The organism is Desulfofundulus thermobenzoicus, from assembly GCF_009428905.1.
Taxonomy (GTDB): domain Bacteria; phylum Bacillota; class Desulfotomaculia; order Desulfotomaculales; family Desulfovirgulaceae; genus Desulfofundulus_A; species Desulfofundulus_A thermobenzoicus.
The window spans coordinates 14,686-35,412 of record NZ_WHYR01000026.1; the positions used below are offsets into that span (position 1 = coordinate 14,686).

The following is a 20,727-nucleotide window of genomic DNA, read 5'->3' on the forward strand; positions in this document are numbered from 1 at the left end:
GTTTAAGGCAGGTTTTGTTTATGCTTGCGGAAGAAATTAAACTCTCCCGGGAGATTATTGACAGGGCTCTGAAAGAAGCTTTCCGGCCCATGGCTGCTTTTTCCGGGGGCAAGGATTCCCTGGTCCTGCTCCACCTGCTGCGCACCGCCGGCGGTGATCAAATTCCCGTACCGGTTTTAAACATTGACACCGGCGTGAAGTTTGAGGAAATATACCGCTTTATTGATAAGATGCAGCGCCTGTGGGGGTTTGCGCTGGTGCGGGAAAGCAACCGGGGGGCCGTCGATCCCGGCGATATTGCCCGGGACAAAGTGCATTGCTGTTACCAGTTGAAAACCGTTCCCCTGCACCGGGCGATAGAAAGGTACGGGGTATCGCACCTTTTAACCGCGGTGCGGCGGGATGAGCACCCGGCCCGGGCGGGAGAGGAATATTTTTCCTCCCGGGCAAACCACATCCGGGTGCAGCCGCTGCTGCACTTTACCCGGGAGGATATCTGGGCTTATATCCATCAGCATCACCTCCCCTACTGCTCCCTTTACGACCGGGGATATGTCAGCCTGGGCTGCCGGCCCTGCACCCGGCCGGTTGATTCCGGGGCGGCGGAGCGTTCGGGCCGGGCGCCGGACAAGGAGCAATTTATGCCTGATCTCAGGCGGCTGGGTTATTTTTAAATGTTCGGTGACCCCGCTATGGTGCCGATGGTGGCGGTTTTATTGAACAATTACCTTGCTTTTTCTCCCTTTGTCGGGCGGCGGCATAAATCTTCGGCCGTCACTTTAAGAAAAGCCCGGGGCGAATAAAGCCGGGACGGGACTGACTTTATGGGGGGTTCCTGGATGAGCTTTTCGCTGCTCCTGATCACCATTGATGCTTTAAGGGCGGATCACCTGTGCTGTTACGGTTATCGGAGGGAAACCAGCCCCCGCCTGGATGCCCTCGCCGGGGAAAGCATTCTCTTTCAGCGGGCCTTTTCTCCCTGTTCCTATACCATGCCGGCCCACACTTCCCTCATGACCGGGAAGTATGTTCCCCACCACTCCATGGGGTACCGGCAGGCATCGGGAAGGCTGGACACCGACCGGGAGATTACCCTGGCGGAAGTCCTCCTGGCCAGGGGCTATACCACGGCTGCCTTTGTCAGCTGTGCCGTTCTGGACGGGCGCTACGGCCTTGACCGGGGCTTTGTCCATTACGACGACCGGATGACCCGGGGGGAGGAAAACCGCCCCCATGAGCTGATCCGTGAGGGGTCCCTGACCACGACAGCGGCATTGGAATGGTTGAAAAGTGGTGCCGGTGATCCCTTTTTCCTCTGGATTCACTATTTTGATGTCCATGGTCCGTATTTGCAGCCGGAGCCCTTTAACACTTTTTTTGTCCCGGAAGATTACGCAGAAGAACCTGTCTGGCTGCCGGTGGTGGATGAAGGGGAGGCCGGGGGGATCCCCAGCTACCAGTTGCTGGTCGATGACCGGGACGGCACATGCCGCCATGCCCTGGATGCCCGTTTTTACCTGGCCCGGTACGACTGCGGCATACGCTATGTAGATCACATTATCGGGGATCTGTTCCGGTCATTAAAGGAAACGGGTTTCTGGGACGAACTAATGATCGTCGTCACTGCCGATCACGGCGAGGCCCTGGGGGAAAACGGCGTCTATTTTTACCACGGGCTGACCCTGACGCCCGATCAAATCCACGTCCCCCTGCTCGTTAAAATGCCCCGCGGGAAAGGTCCGGCGGGGGTACAGGTGAATGTGCCGGTAAGTACTGTGGACATCATGCCGTCGGTGCTGGAACTGGTGGGATTTGATTATCGCCGGCTGGCCCTGGATGGGCTGCCGCTGCTCTGGTCCCTTGACCGGCCGGAACTTCTGAGGACCAGGGCCATTCACAGCGATCTGGAAATCCAGGGGGCGGTCATCTGCGGCAACAGATTGCACCTGTGGCCCCGTAATGTTGAAGGGATCGAACCGGGCCCGTCGTACAATCCCTTACTGGTTGAAAGGGAAAAAATTATTGAACTGGGTTGATCACTCCGGATGGTCGTTGTTCGGGGAACCCGTTAACTTTAGGAAGGAGCCAGAGCTGGTAAAGTGAGAAAATGCTCTGGATGTGAGGGTTGTGTGAAACTGCTCAGTAAAACTGTTGCCACCGGCGGGGTGCCGCTGCCAGCTCAGGCAACGACAGGGAGAGATGACCATGATCAACAACGGTGAAAGGGCCGTTCCGGGGTTGACCGATCCGGTGACCATGGCGGAGCATCTGGCCCGTTATGAGTTTGCCCTGCCCTTTGTGACGGGCCGGGAAGTGCTGGATGTGGCCTGCGGGGTGGGCTACGGCAGCCAGATGATGGCCCGGCGGGCGAAGAAGGTGACGGGGGTGGATGTGGACCCGGAGTGTATAGAGTTTGCCCGGGCCAATTACGGCCATGAAAGGGTCACCTATCAACAGGGGGATGTAAGGAAACTGCCCTTTCCCGATGAATGCTTCGACGTGGTGGTATGCTTTGAAACCATAGAGCATGTTCTGGAAGGGGAGGAGTGCTTCCGGGAGGCCCGGCGGGTGCTGCGGCCCGGCGGCATCTACCTGGTTTCCACACCCAACCGGTTGTTTTTTTCTCCCGGCCGGGGGCCGGAGGACCCGCCGGTTAATTGCTTTCACCGGCGGGAGTATACCGTGGAGGAATTTCAATCGCTGCTGGGCGGTGCTTTTCTGCAATACCGGATTTACCAGCAGAGCCGCCCGCGGGAAATTAACGAAGATTTTAATCCGGTAGTAAAACTCCTTACCACCGGTGAGGATGCCTGGTATTACATAGCTGTGGCAACCAGGGAGGCTCCCGGGGCGGGATGATCCACCCGCCTCCGGTTTGTTTTACCTGCCGGGAGGACCGGCCCGGAGAGGGCAGCCGGACGTTTGAAGGCGGGCCGTCCGGGAAAGGGCCGCCGGATGATGCCCGCCCGTCACCTGAAGGGGCTTTGGTCAAGGGACGTTTCTGGCGGAGCCGGAAGGGAGCGGTTTTTACTTTCCGGACGTATGCAATAAACCGCCCGGCTCTTGACTATTTTTTTAATCTTGCTATAATAATAGCAGCGTGATAGCAGCGTGCGGGTGTAGCTCAATGGTAGAGCATCAGCTTCCCAAGCTGAGGGTTGCGGGTTCGATCCCCGTCACCCGCTCCAGAGTAATGATAAGACCTCCGGTAGAGGGAGGTCTTTTTTATTGGAAAAGGCATAGGCGTGGTTCGGATGGACTATATTTTAATACCAGGGCCGGTTAACGACCGCGAGGCCCGTCCTTCAGTTAAAGATGATTATTTAATCCCTTGCCTGGCTGGTCAAACTGGGATATAATTTAAAAAGATTTGTGGAAGGAGGCATAATGTGTCATATGGGCAAGCACATCAAAACCATCAGCCGCCCGTCGCTGCACAAAACTGTACAGGGCAGGGGCTGCGGCGAATGCCAGACATCCTGCCAGTCAGCCTGCAAGACCTCCTGTACGGTGGGTAATCAGGCCTGCCTGAAGGAAAGCAGGTAACCTGCAAGACCTGATCCCTTCCGGGATGAGGTTTTTTTCTTGTTTGGTGCCGGGCTTACTCCATTGTTTCGCGCTGGCAGCACTGCTGGCATGCAATGGGACCGGACTGTCGGCGCTGCAAATGGGACATGGCAGTGATGGTGAGATAGGGTGGGGGTAGCGGGAGATGATCCATAAGTTTATTTTTAACGGGCAGCGTATGGTGCTGGATGTGAATAGCGGCGCGCTGCACCTGGTGGATGAGCTGACCTGGCACCTGCTGGATGACTACGAAAAACATGATGGCCGTGAGCTGGTGGACAAATATTCCCGGCGGTACCCCCGGGTGGAGGTGGAGGAGGCCCTGGAAGAGATCGCCGGGCTGGTGGGGGAAGGCCTTTTGTTTTCTCCCGACCCCCTTAACGGACATTATGACCCGCCACAAAACGAGGTGGTTAAAGCCCTGTGCCTGCACCTGGCCCATGACTGCAACCTGGCCTGCCGGTACTGCTTTGCCGGGCAGGGCCATTTCGGCGGTGACGGCGGCCTGATGCCCTTTACGGTGGGAAGGCAGGCGCTGGATTTTCTCTTTGCCGCTTCCGGTCCCCGGCGCCATGTGGAAGTGGACTTTTTCGGCGGCGAGCCGCTGCTCAATTTTAATGTACTGCGGGAACTGGTGGCCTACGGCCGCCGGCGGGCGGGGGAACTGGGCAAGATAATTAAATTTACGGTTACCACCAACGCCGTCCTGCTCACCCCGGCGATAGGGCGCTATTTCAATGAGGAAGGGCTGGCGGTGGTGCTCAGCCTGGACGGGCGGCCGCCGGTCCACGACGCCATGCGCCCTTTCCCCGGCGGTCGGGGCTCATACGACCTGGTGCTGAACAATATACGCAACTTTGTGGCTTCCCGGCCGGGGGGGGAGTATTATGTGCGGGGTACCTTCACCAGGCACAACCTGGATTTTACCCGGGATGTCCTGCACCTGGCCGGTCTGGGCTTTGAGCACATTTCCATGGAACCGGTGGTGGCCCCCTGCGATGAGGATTATGCCCTGCAAATGGCGGACGTGCCCCGTATCTGTGCGGAATACGAAAAGCTGGCCGGGCAATTGCTGGACCGGGCCGCGCGCGGCCGGAGGATTAACTTTTTCCACTTTAACATCGATCCGGACGGCGGGCCCTGCCTGCCCAGGCGTTTGACGGGCTGCGGGGCCGGGCGGGAATACCTGGCCGTTTCCCCCGATGGCAGGTTATATCCCTGCCACCAGTTTGTGGGCCGCCCGGGATACTGCCTGGGTGATGTTTGGCAGGGTCTGGTTCACCCTGAACTGGTGGCGGAATTTCGTTCCTGTCACGTGTACAGCAAGGAGGACTGCCGTCAATGCTGGGCGCGCTTTTACTGTAGCGGCGGATGTCATGCCAACGCCCATGCCTTTCACGGCACCATCTTTAAACCTTATGAAGTTGCCTGCGCGCTGGTTAAAAAGAGAATTGAGTGCGCCCTTTATCTAAAGGCAGTGACCGCATGATGCCCTTTTCCTTATTCTACTGAGTCCGGCGTAATAACCCGCCGAAAACAAACAATTTTCCGGGAAAAATCGACCATATTCAACTTGAAAGGCTTTTTACTGGGCAAGTCTTGACATGGTAATATCAGCATATATAGGCCATGAAGAGACTTGTTTTATTATTAACCGCCAGACAACTCACCCGTTGAATACGAGTTGCCGGTTGTCTGGGTTTGACACCATATTTTACACCGGAGGAAAGCTCATGTTCTCCCGTTCGGTCGGTGGTTTTTTTAATGGAAAAAAGAGTATAAGCTGCTTGCTCCGCTGGATAAAAGGCCGGCTTTTACCGCCGTTGGAACATATCCACTTAATCGATTCCGGACAAAAAATTTTAAAAAGGTTAATGATAGACGATCCCCTTACACCGGCCCAGGTGCTCTGCCTGGTGGCCATAACCATTTTGCTGATGACCTTCCTGCCCATAACGGCCAGTGCCTTTAATTCCTGGGCGCTGGTGGTTGATGGACGGGTGCTGGCCGTTTCTCCCAACCGCGGGGTATTGGACAGGGCCGTGTCAGAAGGGCTGGCCGGCCGGGGCGCGGGGGCGGCCGGAGTGCATCAGCTGGTCATACGCCGGGCCGTGCCCGGTGAAGGGCCCCTCTTTACGGACGAACGGCGCCTGGAGGATGTGCTGGCCGCTTACCTGTTCCCGCAGGCCGGTGGAACAGAGCTGCTGGTTGATGGAGAGGCCAAACTGGTGGTGCGGGACCGGCAGGTGGCGGCAGCACTCCTGGAAGCTTTAAAGAAAGAGTACACCGTAGGCGGCGGTGTGGTAACACTGGCCGGTAACGTGTCCTTCAGGGATGTGCGGGTACCCCGGGAGCGCATTATGGATTTTGACGAAGCCCTGTCCTTTTTAAAGACTGGTGGAAAGAATACTGCCAGATATATTGTACGGGCGGGAGATACCCTCTGGGACATTGCCTCCAGGTGCGGGGTTTCTATGGAGGAGTTGCAACTGGCTAATCCCGGGTTAACCCCGGAGAAATTGCAAATCGGGCAGGTAATAAATACAAACCGCGCCGCACCGGTGATCAACGTGATCTGCAACGTGCAGCAGACCGAACAGGAAGAAATACCCTTTGCGGTGGAACAACGCAAGGACGACGAACTGTACCGCGGTCAAACCAGGATGTTGCAGCCGGGCAGGCCGGGTCTGGAGGAGGTAACATATCAGGTTACATACCTGAACGGGAAGGAAGTAAGACGGGATGTCCTGTCCAGAAGGGTGGTCCGGGAAAGCCAGAATCAGGTGGTGGCGGTGGGTTCACGGGTGATGCTGGCCTCCCGTTCCGGGGTTGGCGCCCGCCTGGCCTGGCCTGTGGTGGGGTCTGTGAGCTCCCCCTTTGGACAGCGCTGGGGACGGTTGCATACGGGGATGGACATTACCGCCGGAACCGGCACCCCGGTAAGGGCCGCCGGAGCCGGCCGGGTGATCGGCGCCGGGTGGGAAGGCAGTTATGGCAACTGTGTGGAAGTATATCACGGCGACGGGGTGACCACCCGCTATGCCCATCTTTCCAGCATTAGCGTGGTGGCCGGCCAGCAGGTTGAACGGGGGCAGTTGCTGGGCCGGGTGGGCAGCACGGGGAATGCCACCGGGCCGCACCTGCACTTTGAAGTGCTGGTAAACGGGCGGCCCGTGAATCCGGCCAGGTTTTTGTAGGAAGGGAGACCTGGTTATATGGGTTATGCTGGTTTTAAACGGTAGAGGGACATGCGTATACTTATGCCAGGGGTTTTCTTGCAGCAATGCCGCGGCATGGCAAGGCTCCCCGGCACTTGAACCGGAAAACAATGTAAACCCATCCTGTACAGGGTGGGTTTACTGTTTAAAGATTCATGGCACCCGGGCGTGATTCAGGGCAGGAATAAATTCCACCGGAACGAATAGTAAGGATTGGGAGGATTAAGGTTGGTTAAGGACCTTTACGGGGAGGGAAATTGCTTGTCGTACATACAGCAAGACATTCTTTCTCATTCCATGAATTCTCCCCCAAATGCAGTTAGTAACGAGAGTAAAAGCCAGTACAAAGGGATTGAGCGTTGCTTTGACATTCCCTTTGTTACCGAACTGGCATTAAGGGAAAAACAGATCCAGCAAAACTACCGCCCGGTTATTGCCGTACACAAATGGTTTGCCCGCCGGCCGGGCACGCTTTTTCGTGCTTTGATTCTTTCCGAGTTTGTTGGCGGGGACTTGCGGACCAATTACTACCGGTCGCACAATTTGAATGGGCTACGGGTTGCCGATCCCTTCATGGGCGGCGGGACGCCCCTGCTTGAGGCCAACCGGGTGGGGTGCGACGTTACCGGCTATGACATCAACCCCATGGCCTACTGGATTGTCCGCCAGGAGATTCAGCAACTGGACCTGGACGCCTACAGGAAAGCAGCATCTGCTGCCGGTGATTGGCTGGAAAGAAAGATAGGTTTTTTATACCGGACCAGATGTATATACTGCAACAACCAGGAAGCTCACGTTAAATATTTTCTCTGGGTCAAAAAAAAGCGCTGCACGGCGTGTCACCGGGAGTTTGACCTTTTCCCTGGCTATCTGGTGGCGGAAAACAGGCGGCACCCGAAAAACGTGATCATTTGCTGGCATTGCGGCCTGTTGAATGAGATAGATGACAGGCGCCAGCCGGGGAAATGCAGTGGGTGCGGAGCAAGGCTTGTTCTTGCCGGCCCGGCCGGCCGGAACCGGTGCACCTGTCCCCATTGTGGTAAGGAAAACCACTATCCCGACGCATTATCAGGACCCCCGGAACACCGCTTGTTTGCCATTGAATACCACTGCCCCCGTTGCCGTCCCAAACATCAAGGGCGTTTCTTTAAAAATCCCGATGAACAGGATTATTTAAGATACAGGCAGGCCGTGGACATGTGGCAATCCATAGAGCCCCTCTACGTGCCCGATGATCCGATCCCTCCGGGAGATGAAACCGACCGTTTACACCGGTGGGGTTATCATCACTACCGGGAGATGTTTAACGAGCGGCAGCTATTGGGAATGGAGCTTATTTGCCGGTTGGTGGATAAGCAGGGTGATCGCAAAATAAGGGAAGCATTGGCCACAAACCTTTCGGATCTGCTTCGTTATCAAAATATGCTTTGCCGGTACGATTCTTATGCCCTGAAATCACTGGATATCTTTTCCGTACACGGCTTTCCGGTGGGCCTGATTCAATGTGAATCAAATCTTCTGGGGATAAAAAGCGATCGCGGTACCAATGTTGGAAGCGGCGGTTGGCAGAACATAGTGGACAAATTTTTTAAGGCCAAGCAGTATTGCCAGCATCCCTTTGAAGTTGCGTATCAAAACGGTCGAAAAAGGATTATTCATATCCCCGGGGAGTGGATCGGGGAAAAGAGATATTCTGCCGGGGGATTCGAATGTAAAAAGGTAAAATTGTGCTGTGAAAGTGCTACTATTGCCGAACTGCCCGTAAACAGTTTGGATATGGTAATCACAGACCCGCCGTATTATGCCAACGTTCAATACGCTGAATTAATGGATTTCTGCTATGTATGGTTGCGGCGCTTAATGGGCAAAGATGACCCTGCCTTTGCCCCTTTAACCACCAGGAATGAAAATGAATTAACAGGTAATGCCACCATGGATCGGGGGCTTGATTATTTTACCGAAGGGCTGTCCACAGTTTTTTGCCGCTTCGCGGCTGCCCTGAAACCGGGCCTGCCCTTCGTTTTTACCTTTCATCATAACTCTATCGATGCCTACTATCCCGTGGCAGTAGCCCTTTTGGATGCCGGGCTTGTTTGTACCGCTTCCATACCCTGCCCTGCTGAGATGAGTGCTTCGATTCATATTAACGGCACAGGCTCGTCCATTGTGGATACGGTTTTCGTAAGCCGGGCTACCGGTACGGTTTCCCGCCGTACTCTGGCCAGGGACGCTGCGCAGGTTGCCAATCTTGTGCTGGAAGACCTGGAGCAATTAAAAGCAGGTGGCGTTAAACCCACACAGGGAGACGCCCGCTGCCTGCTGTATGGTCATCTGACACGCCTGGCCGTCTGGCATCTTCGCCCCTGCTGGGATAAGGGTGACCGGTGGACGGTCAAGCTGGACCGGGTTGCCAATTTTATAAAAGAAATGGGTGGGCCAAGGGCAATTGAAATGCATTTACCAGAGGACTTGCACGTGCGTTCAAAAAAATGGGTAATGGTCAGGGAAGGAGATCTACGCTATGGAGATGGACCGGATGAAATACCCTTTTGAAGCTTCATTTGCCGAGATCATGGCCAACCCCGATCCCTTTGTTTCTATGATCTTTTCGTCACTGGAGTCAGAATTTCTTGTTTTGCCGAAAGGGCACGGTTTTATAGAATACCCGGATTTTGAGAAGGCCTACGAGGCGCTGAAAAGGGCAACCTGCGGCTTTACCACCTGGGATTCAGCGGAACTGGCTGAAACAGTGCGAAAGACACCCCTTTGTTTGATTGTCCTGCGCACGATCCTCGGTTTTACTCCGCCGGAATGGGCATATATTGCTACCAGGAGAACGGGTGTGGCGATAACCCAGGGTTTTGCCCGTGCCCTGGACCGCAAAATCAGAATGGCGCCTTTTTCCCCTTTACACTTGACAAAGGTTACAGAACAAGGACTGGTGGCGTTAATCGAAACAGCGGTACAATTGCTGCTTTCCCCTCCTTTGACAGCGGGCTCCGGTGAGTTGCACCGGCTCGAAAAAGCGGATACAAAGGAGGGTATATACTCCGTGCAAAGCCTGGCCGGGTTGGGAGTTCCCTATGCCATGCTGTTATATGAGCGGTTGCTGGGAAGACCATTTGCAGGGCATCGTGATTCGGTTTCGAACTGGTTGGTGACAGCCTTGAATCGGCCATTGAAGATATACTTGCCAGGGCGGGAATCAGCTATCGTAAAACCAGGCGGGCCGAAAAAATTCCCGGCTTTGATCAGGCACCCGACTTTATAATTCCCGACGAATTCAACCCGCAGGTAGTCATTGAGGCCAAAATTACTGAAGATGACGGCACGGCCAGGGACAAGATAACCCGCATACAGCACCTGGCCAGCTTGAGTACCCGGAGTGGTTCAGATGGGATTCTTCGCTTCGAAGTTGTTGCCTGTATTGCCGGCCGCGGTTTTGGCGTGCGCCGGGAGGATATAAAGAAGCTAATCCTGGCCACGCGGGGGAAAGTTTTCACTTTAAAGACTTTGGACAGGCTCGTTGATTATACCCGTTTACGTGAGTTTCGTGTGAAAAAATAGCAGAGTTACAGGAAAAAGTTTTGGTCATATGCTATACTTCCTGTAAATAAGGTATACAGCCCACTTTGGAGAATGGTAGGGTGTGAAAAAACCAAACCTATCCAAAGGAAGACCAATACCCGAGTGCCATCGCCTGCCTGAAAAAGGAGCTGGAAGAGTGCCTGGCACACCTCGCTCTTCCTCCGGCCCACCATAAAGCTGCGGGAACTACAAAACCTGAAAGCGGCAGATTTTTGAGCAAAGAGGCCCGTTTGCCCCAAAGGGGTGGCGGGCCTTTAATATTGAAACTTGCCTGCCAGATGTTGTATAATCTCAATGAAATTCACTTTCTTGAACTGGAGAAAGTGAAAAAGCTGGGCCGGATGCCTAAAAACGCCCTGGAGGCCTGGCTAATGTATCTGAACAACCTTCCGGGCGAGGAACTGGAGGCGATGCCGGTGGAAGTGCCGGGACTGAAAAAGGCGTTGACCATTGAAGAAATTTTCAAGAAGAGCGAGAAAGAGCGCCGCCTCTACGAACTGCGGGAAAAGGCTATTCGGGACGAAATTTCTATGGTGGCCGGAGCCGAAGAGAGAGGCATGGCTAAAGGTAGGATTGAAGGTAGGATTGAAGGTTTGGTAGAAAAAGCCCGCGATTCCATCAACCGGTTGCTGCAAAAACGATTCGCATCCGTAGCCAGCGAATTACAAAACAACATCGACCAGATAACCGATTTAGAAACCCTTGACCGCATTTACGACCGGTTGCTTGATGCTGAAACGCCGGAGCAGGCACGACAGGCAGTCCTGTCTTAATTGCCCGGGGAAGTGTGGTATAATTGGCGGGAAAGCAATTTAAAGAAAGAGGGTTGTAAGCGTGGCTTTTTCCTATAGTGCCCACAGAAAACGCCGCCAGCGGATGGTGTTTATCGTTCTTACCGTTTTTCTTTCCCTGGGTTTGCTGGGGACATCCATCGGCTGGCTGTTTGACCGGCCCTCTTCCGTCCCTCCGGCCGGAACGGTGCCGCAGGCGCCTGATCAGCTGATTGCCGATCTGGAATCCCGGGCAAAGGCCAATCCCAATGACGCGGCTATAGCGGCCCAGCTGGCCCGGGCATACCAGGATGCCGGCAAAATCGAACAGGCCGTCCAGGCGTACCAGAAGGCGCTGCAGCTGGATCCGGCCAGCAGTGAAATGCGGGTAAACCTGGCCCTGGACCAGTTCTTGCTGGGCCAGTACGACCGGGCTGCAGACAACCTGAAGGAAGAGATCGGGCGCAACCCCGGCAATGCCCTGGCACATTATTACTACGGCCAGGTGCTGGCCCTGGGCAAAGGTGATTACCGGAAAGGCATAGAGGAGTTGCAAAAGTACGTGGACCTGGCCGAAGACGGTGATGACGTGGCCAAGGCAAAGCAAATGATTCAGGAGTGGCAGGCACACCTCAAGAAACAGTAACTACCGGCGGCATGGCTCCCGTGGAAAATATTTGCTGGCCACCTGCAATTTCCTCTAGGAAAGGGAACCGGAGAAAGTTATAATATAGTGGCAACCCTTTGGTGCAAAAAGGGCCGGAAAAGGCCCTTTTTGATTATACGATTAATCAATCAGGCAGGTGATTGAGGTGAACTGGCAGCCTGCTCTGGACCCTGTTCCCGCTCCCGCTCCCGGCCGGGGACGGCCGTTTCTCTGGCTGGGAGTGAAATTGCTGGCGCTGGTGGTCCTTTTGACCCTGATGCTCTGTCTGCGCCTGTCCGGCCAGCTGCGGGGTTATCTATACGGCGTATTCCGGGAGATGGCCCGGGCGCAGGTGATGCTTTCCACCCGCCACTGGCTCACCCTTTCCAGCCCCCATTTCATTGTCCGCTACCAGCCTGAGGATGCGGGCAGCGCGCGTCTGGTGCTCAAAACGGCAGAGCGTTTTTATGAGCCGGTATTCCGGGATTTTCCCGTGGCCCCTTCCGGAAAAATTCCGCTCATTATTCATCCCAGCAGGGAATCCCTCAACGCCGCCTTCGGCTGGCCGGCCAGTGAAAGTGCCATGGGGGTATACTGGGCCGGGGTTATACGTATCCTTTCACCGGCGGATTGGGTGGAGGCAAAGGATCCGGCGCAGGTGGAAGAAATTTTTGTTTCCGCCGGTCCGGTGGCCCATGAACTGACCCACCTGGTGGTGGATTACCAGGCCCGGGGCAACGTGCCCCGCTGGTTTACAGAAGGCCTGGCCCAGTATGAGGAGTATAAACTGACCGGATTTCGTTTTTCCGCCGTACCGGAGGATTTATCCGACCGGCCGCCCTACTCTTTTACCGCCATGGACCGGGACTTCGACCGGTTGCCCGACCAGAATCTGGCCTACCGGCAATCCTTTTCGGCTGTGGAATACCTGGTGGCAGTCTACGGGGAAAAGAGCCTGCATACAATTTTAACAAAACTGGGTCAGGGATGGGATATGGAGCGGGCACTCCAGGCGGTTACCGGTCTGGATCTAGAAGGGTTTACCACGGCATGGCGCCAGTGGGCCGGGCAAAACCAAACTCCCCAAAACCCGAGAGTTGCCGGAAAAAGCAATTTTGAAGCAGGAATTGCCGTCCGGTAGCGAGAATAAAAATGGGAGTTTATTCGTTCCTTAATGGCGGGGAGGAAAAAGGGTATGGAGAAGCTGGTAATTGCCGGGGGAACGGCCCTGCGGGGGCGGGTGCCGGTGAGCGGAGCTAAAAACGCTTCCCTGGCAATTTTATGTGCGTCTGTAATGGCCGGGGAACCGGTTTTGCTGGAAAATATACCGGATATCCGGGATGTCCGGGTGATGATGGAAATCATACGTTCTCTTGGGGCGCGGGTGCACTGGACCGAAGGGGGCGGGCTTTTCGTGCACCTGGATGGTCCTCCGGCGGACATGCCTCCTTACCATCTGGTGAAACAATTGCGGGCTTCCAACCTGCTCCTGGGGCCAATGCTGGCCAGGTTCGGGCAGGTGGAGATTTCCCTCCCCGGTGGGTGCAATATCGGTGTGCGGCCCATGGATCTCCATTTCAAGGGGTTGGCTGGATTGGGCGCCCGTATGACCCTGGAGCGGGGGGCGGTGGTGGCCCGCTCCAGCCGGCTGGTGGGCACCCGGGTTTACCTGGATTTTCCCAGTGTGGGGGCCACGGAAAACATCATGATGGCCGCCTGCCTGGCCAGGGGGCAGACAGTCATTGAAAACGCAGCCAAGGAACCGGAGGTCGTGGACCTGGCCAGCTTTTTGAACTGTCTGGGAGCCAGGGTGCGCGGAGCCGGCACCGATGTCATCAAAATTGAAGGCGTTGACGAACTGGGCGGTTGCCTGCGTTACAGTGTGATCCCCGACCGGATTGAGGCAGGCACCTTTATGGTGGCGGCCGCGGCTACCCGGGGGGATGTGCTGGTGGAAAATGTTATACCCCGCCACCTGGAGCCCCTCATTGCCAAGCTGCGGGAAGCGGGGGTGACGGTAGAGGAGGAGGAAGACCGCTTGCGTGTGCAGGCCACCGGTTACCTGCAACCCATCGACATCAAGACCATGCCTTTCCCGGGTTTCCCCACCGATATGCAGTCGCAAATGATGGCCCTTCTTTCCACTGTTCCCGGTACCAGTATGATTGTGGAAAATGTTTTTGAAAACCGTTTCCGGGTGGCCGATGAATTAAAACGCATGGGCGCCCGGATAAAAGTGGAGGGGCGGGTGGCCGTGGTGGAAGGAGTGGAAAGCCTGCAGTGTGCCCAGGTGCGGGCCACCGATTTGCGCGCCGGCGCGGCCCTGGTGGTGGCCGGATTGATGACCGCCGGGGAAACCCACATTGCCAACACAGTATACATTGACCGGGGGTATCACAATCTGGAGAAAAAGCTGGCCGGCCTGGGTGCCCGCGTCTGGCGGGTTTCGTCCGATTCCGGTAAAAGTGAAACCGTAGTGCCCGGCTGCCTGACGGCCCAATTATAATATTTTCCGGTGAACCTCCGGGTGTGGCCATTGGTTAAGGGAATACGGGGGGGCGTATATTATGGACAAAGTCCTCCTCGCAGGTGATGGGTGTGCATATTAACCTGTTGTGTGTGGGGCGGCTGGGGGAGCGTTACCTGGAAGCTGCCCAGGAGGAATACTGCAAGCGATTGCAACCATATACCCGCCTGGAGATAACAGAGGTAAGGGACGAGCCTTTCCGGGACACCCGGTCCCGGGCCGTGGTGGAGGCAGTGCTGGCCAGGGAGGGAGAACGGCTCCTGCGCCGGTTGCCCGCCGGCGCCCACGTTCTGGCCCTGGACCGGCGGGGAACCATGCTTTCCTCGGAGGAGTTTGCCGCCCTGCTGGGTGAGCTGGGTTTGCAGGGGAAGAGCAGAATTGTCTTTGTGATTGGCGGCGCCCTGGGGCTGTCCGGTGAGGTATTGCGGTTTGCGGCGGAACGCCTGTCCTTTTCCCGGCTTACCTTTCCCCATCAGTTAATGCGAATCCTTTTACTGGAACAGATTTACCGCGCTTTTAAAATAAACCGGGGGGAGCCTTATCATCATTAGATGTTAATTTATAACTAAAAGGGATATATTTTTCTGAGATTTTTAGAAAAAATGTAGCCGGTACGGAAGGAATAATTTAAATTACCACGAAATATTTTAATTAGATTTGAGCGTCCTCAAGGGCCGGCCTTGGGCGCCGGTTCGTGAGCAAGGGAACAAGAAAAATTGGTCCGGCTGGAGAAAGGGCCAGCTTATTTATCATGCTTTTAAACGGTGGGGAATGCTGTATGGGGGACAGCCCCGGACCCCGTGATTGTCCTCCATAACAGGTCTAGTAAAAAAATAACAAATTAATTAAGGAGGTTTTTCGCAATGTATGTGGTAACGGTGGATCGGGACAAGTGTGAGGGCTGCGGCGAATGCGCCGACTCCTGTCCGGGCAGCGTTCTGGAAATGAAGGACGGTAAGGCGTTCGTGGCCAATCCCGACGATTGCCTGGGTTGCGAGACATGTGTTTCTGTTTGCCCGTCGGGTGCGGTAACGCTGGAAGAGAGGTAGGCTTTTAGTTTACAGTAAAGGAGGGGTGAGAGGAGAGGGACGTTTTTTGCCGTCTGCAACGCGGTCTATTCGATTTGACGCAGAGAAAAATGATACATTATCAGCGTGAATAAAGGGGGCGTGATGATGTTTCAACCCAAAAGGCCTCAAAGGGAATTGAAGTACGACGAATTACGCATTTATACCCAGGAGGAACTGAATAATTTTTCGGAAGAAGAACTGAAAAACTTTAAAATCCGCCACGAGATTCCCAAAGTGGAAGAACTGGAAAAGGGTCCGTGGCCCAGCTTTGTGGCCGACGCCAAGCAGGAGGCGCTGCGCCGGAGAAAGCTGGCCGACGACCGCATGATGATCGACCGTTATGTGGTGGAAGACCTGCTGGGCCAGCTGGAGCTTTCCTTTGAAGATGGCGAAACCCACTGGAAGCACGGCGGCATCGTGGGCGTGTTCGGATACGGCGGCGGCGTCATCGGCCGGTATTCCGACGTGCCGGAAAAGTTCCCCGGCATTGCCCATTTTCACACCATGCGGGTAAACCAGCCGGCCAGTAAATTCTACAAAACCGACTTCCTGCGCTTACTGGCCGACCTGTGGGAATACCGGGGCAGCGGCCTGTTCAACCTGCACGGATCCACCGGTGATATCATCCTGCTGGGTACCACCACCGAGCAACTGGAACCCATCTTTTATGACATGACCCACGAGCTGGATCAGGACCTGGGCGGCTCCGGTTCCAACCTGCGCACGCCTTCCTGCTGTATCGGCAAGGCCCGTTGCGAGTTTGCCTGCATTGACACGCAGGAAATGTGCTATGAAATGACCATGCACTATCAGGACGAACTGCACCGTCCGGCCTTCCCCTACAAGTTCAAGTTTAAATTCGACGGCTGTCCCAACTGCTGCGTGGCTTCCATTGCCCGGTCCGACATAGCCTTCATCGGCACCTGGCGGGATGACATCCGTATCGACCAGGAAGCGGTCAAAGCCTACATTGCCGGCGACATTGTACCCAGGGGCGGCGCCCAGAAGGGCAGGGACTGGGGCAAGTTCGACATTCAGAAAGAAGTTATCGACCTCTGCCCGTCCCAGTGCATGTGGATGGAAGACGGCAAGTTAATGATTGATAACGAAAACTGCGTGCGCTGCATGCACTGCATCAACGTCATGCCGCGGGCTTTGAAACCCGGTAAGGACACCGGCGTAAGCCTCCTGGTGGGTGCCAAGGCCCCCATTCTGGAAGGCGCCCAGATCGCCCAGGTGATCGTGCCCTTCATGAAAACCGAACCGCCCTATGACAATGTGAAGGAAGTTATTGAGAAAATATGGGAATTCTGGATGGAAGAAGGCAAGAACCGGGAGCGCATTGGAGAGCTCATCCAGCGTGTCGGCCTGCCCAAGTTCCTGGAAATAATCGGCCTGCCGCCTGCTCCGCAGATGATCAAGACGCCGCGGGCCAACCCGTACATCTTCTGGAAGGAAGAGGATGTGAAGGGTGGATTTACTAGGGACATTAAGGAATTCAGGGCCAGACATAAGAGGTAAAATATAAGGAGGGTTGTTGGATGGCTCTTTCTACAGGTAAATTCGGTAAATTCGATCCGCAGAATCCAACCAAGGACAGGATTACAGATATCGGTCCCCGGCATTACTGGGATAACTTCCCGCCGGTCATTCAAAACAACTACGGCAAGTGGGCATACCATGAGGTGCTGGAACCCGGCGTGCTGGTGCACGTATCCGAGACCGGCGACAGGGTGTACACCGTACGCTGTGGCTCGGCTCGCCTGATGACTGCCGCCCATGTGCGGGAGATTTGTGATATTGCCGACAAATATTGCGACGGATACGTGCGCTTTACCACTCGCAACAACATCGAGTTTTTGGTGGACAGCCCGGAGAAGGTAGAAGCACTGAAAAAGGATCTGGCCGGGCGCAAGTTTGCTTCCGGCAGCTATAAGTTCCCCATCGGCGGTACCGGCGCCTGCGTATCCAATATCGTGCACACCCAGGGTTACGTGCACTGCCATACCCCGGCTACCGATGCTTCTTCCATGGTCAAGGCGGTCATGGACGAGGTGTTCGAATACTTCACCGGTATGACCCTGCCGGCAAAGGTAAGGGTCTCCATGGCCTGCTGCCTGAATATGTGCGGCGCCGTGCACTGCTCCGACATCGCCCTGCTGGGCATCCACCGCAAGCCGCCCATAATCGACCACGAAGTAATCGATCAGGTGTGCGAGCTGCCCCTGGTCATTTCCTCCTGCCCCCTGGGTGCCATTTCGCCCGACAAGACCCCCGAGGGCCGGCGGACGCTGAAGATCAAGAGCGAGCGGTGTATGTTCTGCGGCAACTGCTACACCATGTGCCCGGCCCTGCCCATTGCCGACAAGGACGGTGACGGTGTAGCCATTCTGGTGGGCGGCAAACTGTCCAACGCCATCAGCGAGCCCAAGTTCTCCAAGGTGGTTGTGGCCTACCAGCCCAATAACTTCCCGCGGTTCCCGGAAGTGGTGAACACGGTGAAGAAGATCATCGAAGTATACGCCGCCGATGCCAGAAAACACGAGCGTCTGGGCGACTGGGCCGAGCGCATTGGCTGGGAGAAGTTCTTTGAGAAGACCGGCATTCCCTTTACCGAACATCTCATTGACGACTATCGCCTGGCCTATGACACCTTCCGTACCAGCACCCAGTTCAAGTTCACCGAGGCTTCCTGGAATGTATCCCGGGCGGCCGGCGGTATCGACTAGGTTTACCGGCGGGCAGGCGTTTGGCCAAACGCCTGCCCGGCAATTCCCCTTTGCCGGATAAGAAAGGATGAGATTACCTATGGATGAAATCAAGAAAGTGATTGTGGAATTTGCCGAGTCCAGCAAAAAAACCAAATTTTACTTCAAGGACATGGAAAAGGCCGTGCAGGAAAAGATCCCCGGAGCGAAGGCCAGGGACATCAAAAAGGCGGCCAGCGAGCTGATCAATGAAGGGACGCTCATTTACTTCTCCACCGGCAGCACCACCATGTACGGCCTGAAGGGCAGGGGTATCACCGAAGACAAGTAAATTAAAGCCACCGTTGTAATTTTTTCATTCTCATGGCAGCGCAAAATGGCTGGCTATTCGCTATGAGTAGCGGCCATAATTTTTGTATGCCGGGGAGGTGTCGCGGGGATGACAGCCAGTGGGGAAAATTTTGTGCAAAAACATGTGCAAATGCTCAATGAAAACCCGGGGTGCGCCAGTGCCAAGTATAACCTGGGCGTGATGCTCATGCAACAGGGAAAGCTGGAAGAGGCGCAGACCCTTTTTGAAGAAGCCATTGCCGACGGCACCCGCATGTTCGAGGCCTATGTCAATCTGGGTTATATTTATTACAAGAAGGGCGATTTGGCCATGGTGGAGGAATGCAACCGCCGGGCGGTGGAAATAGAACCCCGCTATGCCCGGGGGTACGCCAATCTGGGTTTTGTCTATCTGGAAAGGGAAAAAACCGATGAGGCCATAGAAGCGCTGCAGAAGGCCATAGAACTGAACCCCAGAATTGTGCAGGCCTGGTGCAACCTGGCCAATGCCTACCTGCAAAAGGGTGACGTGGACCGGGCCATTGAAACCAACCAGAAAATGCTGGAGATAGCCCCGGACTTTTCCCTGGGGCACAACAACCTGGCCTACGCCTTTTATTTAAAGGGAAACATGGAAGAGGCGGTCAAGCACTTAAACCGGGCCATAGAACTGGGCCTTGCCGTTCATCCCGAATTTTTGAAGGAGATGGAGCCCTACCGTTCCGGCAAACAATGACAGGGGGAACAAATCATGCCCATTTATGAGTTCAGGTGTCTTCATTGCGGCCGGCTGTTTGAAAAACTATTTATCAATCCTTCTGAAAAAGCAGACATTCGCTGTCCCCGGTGCCAGTCCGACACCTGCGAACGGGTGATCAGCCGGGTCAATTACGTGAGCCGGGCCGGGGCCGGCCGGACCAAGCCCAGCGTAACCACCAGGTCCTGCGCTCCGGGTAGCTCATGCACCACCATTGAAATACCGGGGGCGGACGATTAACAGCTGTGTTAAAAGAATTTGGAGGGAAGGGTTATTCTAAGGGACTACGTAAAAAAACCCGTGTGTCCTTTTTGTGGCCTGGACATTGACAGGCCCGCCGAACCGGCGGCCGGAACCGTGGAAATGCCGGTGGGCGAATGCCGCTGCGGCGCGGTATACGCCTATGATGCCACCGGGCACAACCTGGGTGCCGCCTTCCTTAACGCTCTGGTTTTTGCCTGCCGCCTGGACTGGGAGCGGGCCTGGGATATGCTGCCCGGTGAGGATTACGGGGAAGAAATAGTGCATAATTATGATCGGCAATATCATTTGATCATTCCGGGAGCTTTTTTCGAAGGCCGCAAAATTGGTGGGGCCCTGTATTTTATTAAGTTGAAAGGGGAGGGGGGCAGGTCACCCCGTTCCAGAGAAGCCACCGGCTGCCACACAGACTATTTGGGGAAAAACAATCCCTCGCCCGTGGTCCGGGAAAAGAAACGAATTTCCAAAGGGGAATTGGAAACCCTGGTGCGGGACTATCAAGTGGAATCCCTCCTGGAAGCCGCCCGGCATGACCGGAAGATCCTGTGGGGACTGGGCAGGTTGCTTTGCGCGGGGGATGAAAGCTTACGCCTGCGGGCGGCGGAAATGATTGGTGCGGCATCGGCCGTCATTGCCCGGGAGGATCCGGGAAGGGTTGCCGAATTTCTAAAATCCCTGATTAATTCCCTGGCGGATACGGGTTCGTCCGGCCGGGGGACACCCGATGCCATCGGGGCGATTATCAGCCATTCCACAGAAAATTATGCCGGATACCTGCCTTATTTAATCCGGCTTTTAAAAGATGAAGCCATGCGCTCCGGCGCCCTGCGGGCGCTGGAAAGGGTGGCTGCAATCAGGCCCGACCTGCTGCGCCCGTGGAGCGGCCATTTTGTCCAGTGCCTGGCCGCTGCCGACCCGGAAACGCGGGGATTGGCAGCCATGATCACCGGCCGGTTGGGTGCGGTGGAAGCTGAAAATCCACTGGAACAGCTCCTTGAGGACCGGTCGGCCTTCGGTGTCTATAAAGATGGGCGGGTTTGCCCGCAGACCGTCGGCCAGGTGGCCCGGGCGGCCCTGGAAAGGATCCGGGCCGGCCGGGGAGGACAATGACAAAGTCAACGATAAGGAAATTTTCCGACAGGCAGGAATCGCAGAAAACTTGACGAATATGAAATCCAACGGGTTATTTTATCATATGGCCAGATTGGATGGACCGGGAGGTGTTGTATCGGGGTTATCTTCAAAAGAGGCGGAGAAAAAGGAGAGAGGACCGGTTTTATGTAAA

The 20,727-nt window shown here is 55.5% G+C and carries 20 protein-coding genes, 1 tRNA gene and 1 pseudogene; all 22 read left to right on the top strand.

All coding sequences use genetic code 11. The features are described 5' to 3' along the window. The first annotated feature begins 20 nt into the window (after positions 1-20). The gene (locus tag GFC01_RS10470) at positions 21-674 is read left to right on the top strand and encodes a phosphoadenosine phosphosulfate reductase family protein (protein ID WP_152946986.1); all 654 of its coding nucleotides are present in this window, start codon (positions 21-23) and stop codon (positions 672-674) included. Positions 675-839: 165 nt separating this feature from the next. Beyond that, positions 840-2,036, top strand: a complete 1,197-nt coding sequence (locus GFC01_RS10475) for a sulfatase (protein WP_194174897.1) — start codon at positions 840-842, stop codon at positions 2,034-2,036. Between the two features lie 169 nt (positions 2,037-2,205). Beyond that, complete coding sequence (locus GFC01_RS10480) at positions 2,206-2,859, top strand: class I SAM-dependent methyltransferase (RefSeq protein WP_194174898.1); 654 nt, start codon at positions 2,206-2,208, stop codon at positions 2,857-2,859. Between the two features lie 254 nt (positions 2,860-3,113). Next, positions 3,114-3,188 (top strand) — tRNA-Gly (locus tag GFC01_RS10485). 208 nt (positions 3,189-3,396) lie between these two features. After that, complete coding sequence (scfA, locus tag GFC01_RS10490; RefSeq protein ID WP_152946992.1) at positions 3,397-3,546, top strand: six-cysteine ranthipeptide SCIFF; 150 nt, start codon at positions 3,397-3,399, stop codon at positions 3,544-3,546. 166 nt (positions 3,547-3,712) lie between these two features. Further along, on the top strand, positions 3,713-5,056 hold the full coding sequence (gene scfB / locus GFC01_RS10495; RefSeq protein ID WP_152946994.1) for a thioether cross-link-forming SCIFF peptide maturase: 1,344 nt from the start codon (positions 3,713-3,715) through the stop codon (positions 5,054-5,056). Positions 5,057-5,354: 298 nt separating this feature from the next. Continuing rightward, on the top strand, positions 5,355-6,764 hold the full coding sequence (locus GFC01_RS10500; RefSeq protein WP_194174899.1) for a M23 family metallopeptidase: 1,410 nt from the start codon (positions 5,355-5,357) through the stop codon (positions 6,762-6,764). A 282-nt stretch (positions 6,765-7,046) separates the two neighbouring features. Continuing rightward, positions 7,047-9,338 carry a DUF1156 domain-containing protein gene (locus GFC01_RS10505; protein WP_207707612.1) on the top strand — a complete coding sequence of 764 codons (2,292 nt, stop codon included), beginning with the start codon at positions 7,047-7,049 and terminating at the stop codon, positions 9,336-9,338. Then, on the top strand, positions 9,307-10,056 hold the full coding sequence (locus tag GFC01_RS10510; RefSeq protein ID WP_207707613.1) for a hypothetical protein: 750 nt from the start codon (positions 9,307-9,309) through the stop codon (positions 10,054-10,056). The genes GFC01_RS10505 and GFC01_RS10510 overlap by 32 nt, the downstream gene beginning before the upstream one ends. A 403-nt stretch (positions 10,057-10,459) precedes the next feature. Further along, positions 10,460-10,618 (top strand): annotated as a pseudogene (locus tag GFC01_RS20200) (IS256 family transposase); the annotation flags it as partial. Between the two features lie 15 nt (positions 10,619-10,633). Then, complete coding sequence (locus GFC01_RS10515; protein ID WP_243137454.1) at positions 10,634-11,146, top strand: PD-(D/E)XK nuclease family transposase; 513 nt, start codon at positions 10,634-10,636, stop codon at positions 11,144-11,146. 61 nt (positions 11,147-11,207) lie between these two features. Then, on the top strand, positions 11,208-11,789 hold the full coding sequence (locus GFC01_RS10520) for a tetratricopeptide repeat protein (protein ID WP_152946998.1): 582 nt from the start codon (positions 11,208-11,210) through the stop codon (positions 11,787-11,789). Between the two features lie 166 nt (positions 11,790-11,955). Beyond that, on the top strand, positions 11,956-12,930 hold the full coding sequence (locus tag GFC01_RS10525) for a peptidase MA family metallohydrolase (protein WP_341473901.1): 975 nt from the start codon (positions 11,956-11,958) through the stop codon (positions 12,928-12,930). 54 nt (positions 12,931-12,984) lie between these two features. After that, entirely contained in the window at positions 12,985-14,295 is a 1,311-nt protein-coding gene (gene murA / locus GFC01_RS10530) for a UDP-N-acetylglucosamine 1-carboxyvinyltransferase (protein ID WP_152947000.1), read from the top strand. A gap of 92 nt (positions 14,296-14,387) precedes the next feature. Then, positions 14,388-14,867 (top strand): 23S rRNA (pseudouridine(1915)-N(3))-methyltransferase RlmH, encoded by a 480-nt coding sequence (rlmH, locus tag GFC01_RS10535; protein ID WP_341473902.1) that lies wholly within the window; start codon positions 14,388-14,390, stop codon positions 14,865-14,867. Between the two features lie 312 nt (positions 14,868-15,179). Beyond that, positions 15,180-15,365, top strand: coding sequence for an ATP-binding protein (locus tag GFC01_RS10540; RefSeq protein ID WP_152947004.1), 186 nt, complete (start codon positions 15,180-15,182; stop codon positions 15,363-15,365). Between the two features lie 126 nt (positions 15,366-15,491). After that, positions 15,492-16,907, top strand: a complete 1,416-nt coding sequence (gene dsrA / locus GFC01_RS10545) for a dissimilatory-type sulfite reductase subunit alpha (protein ID WP_423244386.1) — start codon at positions 15,492-15,494, stop codon at positions 16,905-16,907. 20 nt (positions 16,908-16,927) lie between these two features. After that, complete coding sequence (dsrB, locus tag GFC01_RS10550) at positions 16,928-18,115, top strand: dissimilatory-type sulfite reductase subunit beta (protein WP_152947008.1); 1,188 nt, start codon at positions 16,928-16,930, stop codon at positions 18,113-18,115. A 79-nt stretch (positions 18,116-18,194) separates the two neighbouring features. Continuing rightward, positions 18,195-18,425 carry a dissimilatory sulfite reductase D family protein gene (locus GFC01_RS10555; protein WP_152947010.1) on the top strand — a complete coding sequence of 77 codons (231 nt, stop codon included), beginning with the start codon at positions 18,195-18,197 and terminating at the stop codon, positions 18,423-18,425. 108 nt (positions 18,426-18,533) lie between these two features. Then, positions 18,534-19,160: a tetratricopeptide repeat protein gene (locus tag GFC01_RS10560; RefSeq protein ID WP_152947012.1), complete on the top strand. Its 627-nt coding sequence runs from the start codon at positions 18,534-18,536 to the stop codon at positions 19,158-19,160. 15 nt (positions 19,161-19,175) lie between these two features. Beyond that, positions 19,176-19,421 (top strand): FmdB family zinc ribbon protein, encoded by a 246-nt coding sequence (locus GFC01_RS10565; RefSeq protein WP_152947014.1) that lies wholly within the window; start codon positions 19,176-19,178, stop codon positions 19,419-19,421. Between the two features lie 18 nt (positions 19,422-19,439). Beyond that, entirely contained in the window at positions 19,440-20,552 is a 1,113-nt protein-coding gene (locus GFC01_RS10570; RefSeq protein WP_152947016.1) for a DVU0298 family protein, read from the top strand. The last annotated feature ends 175 nt before the right edge of the window (positions 20,553-20,727 follow it).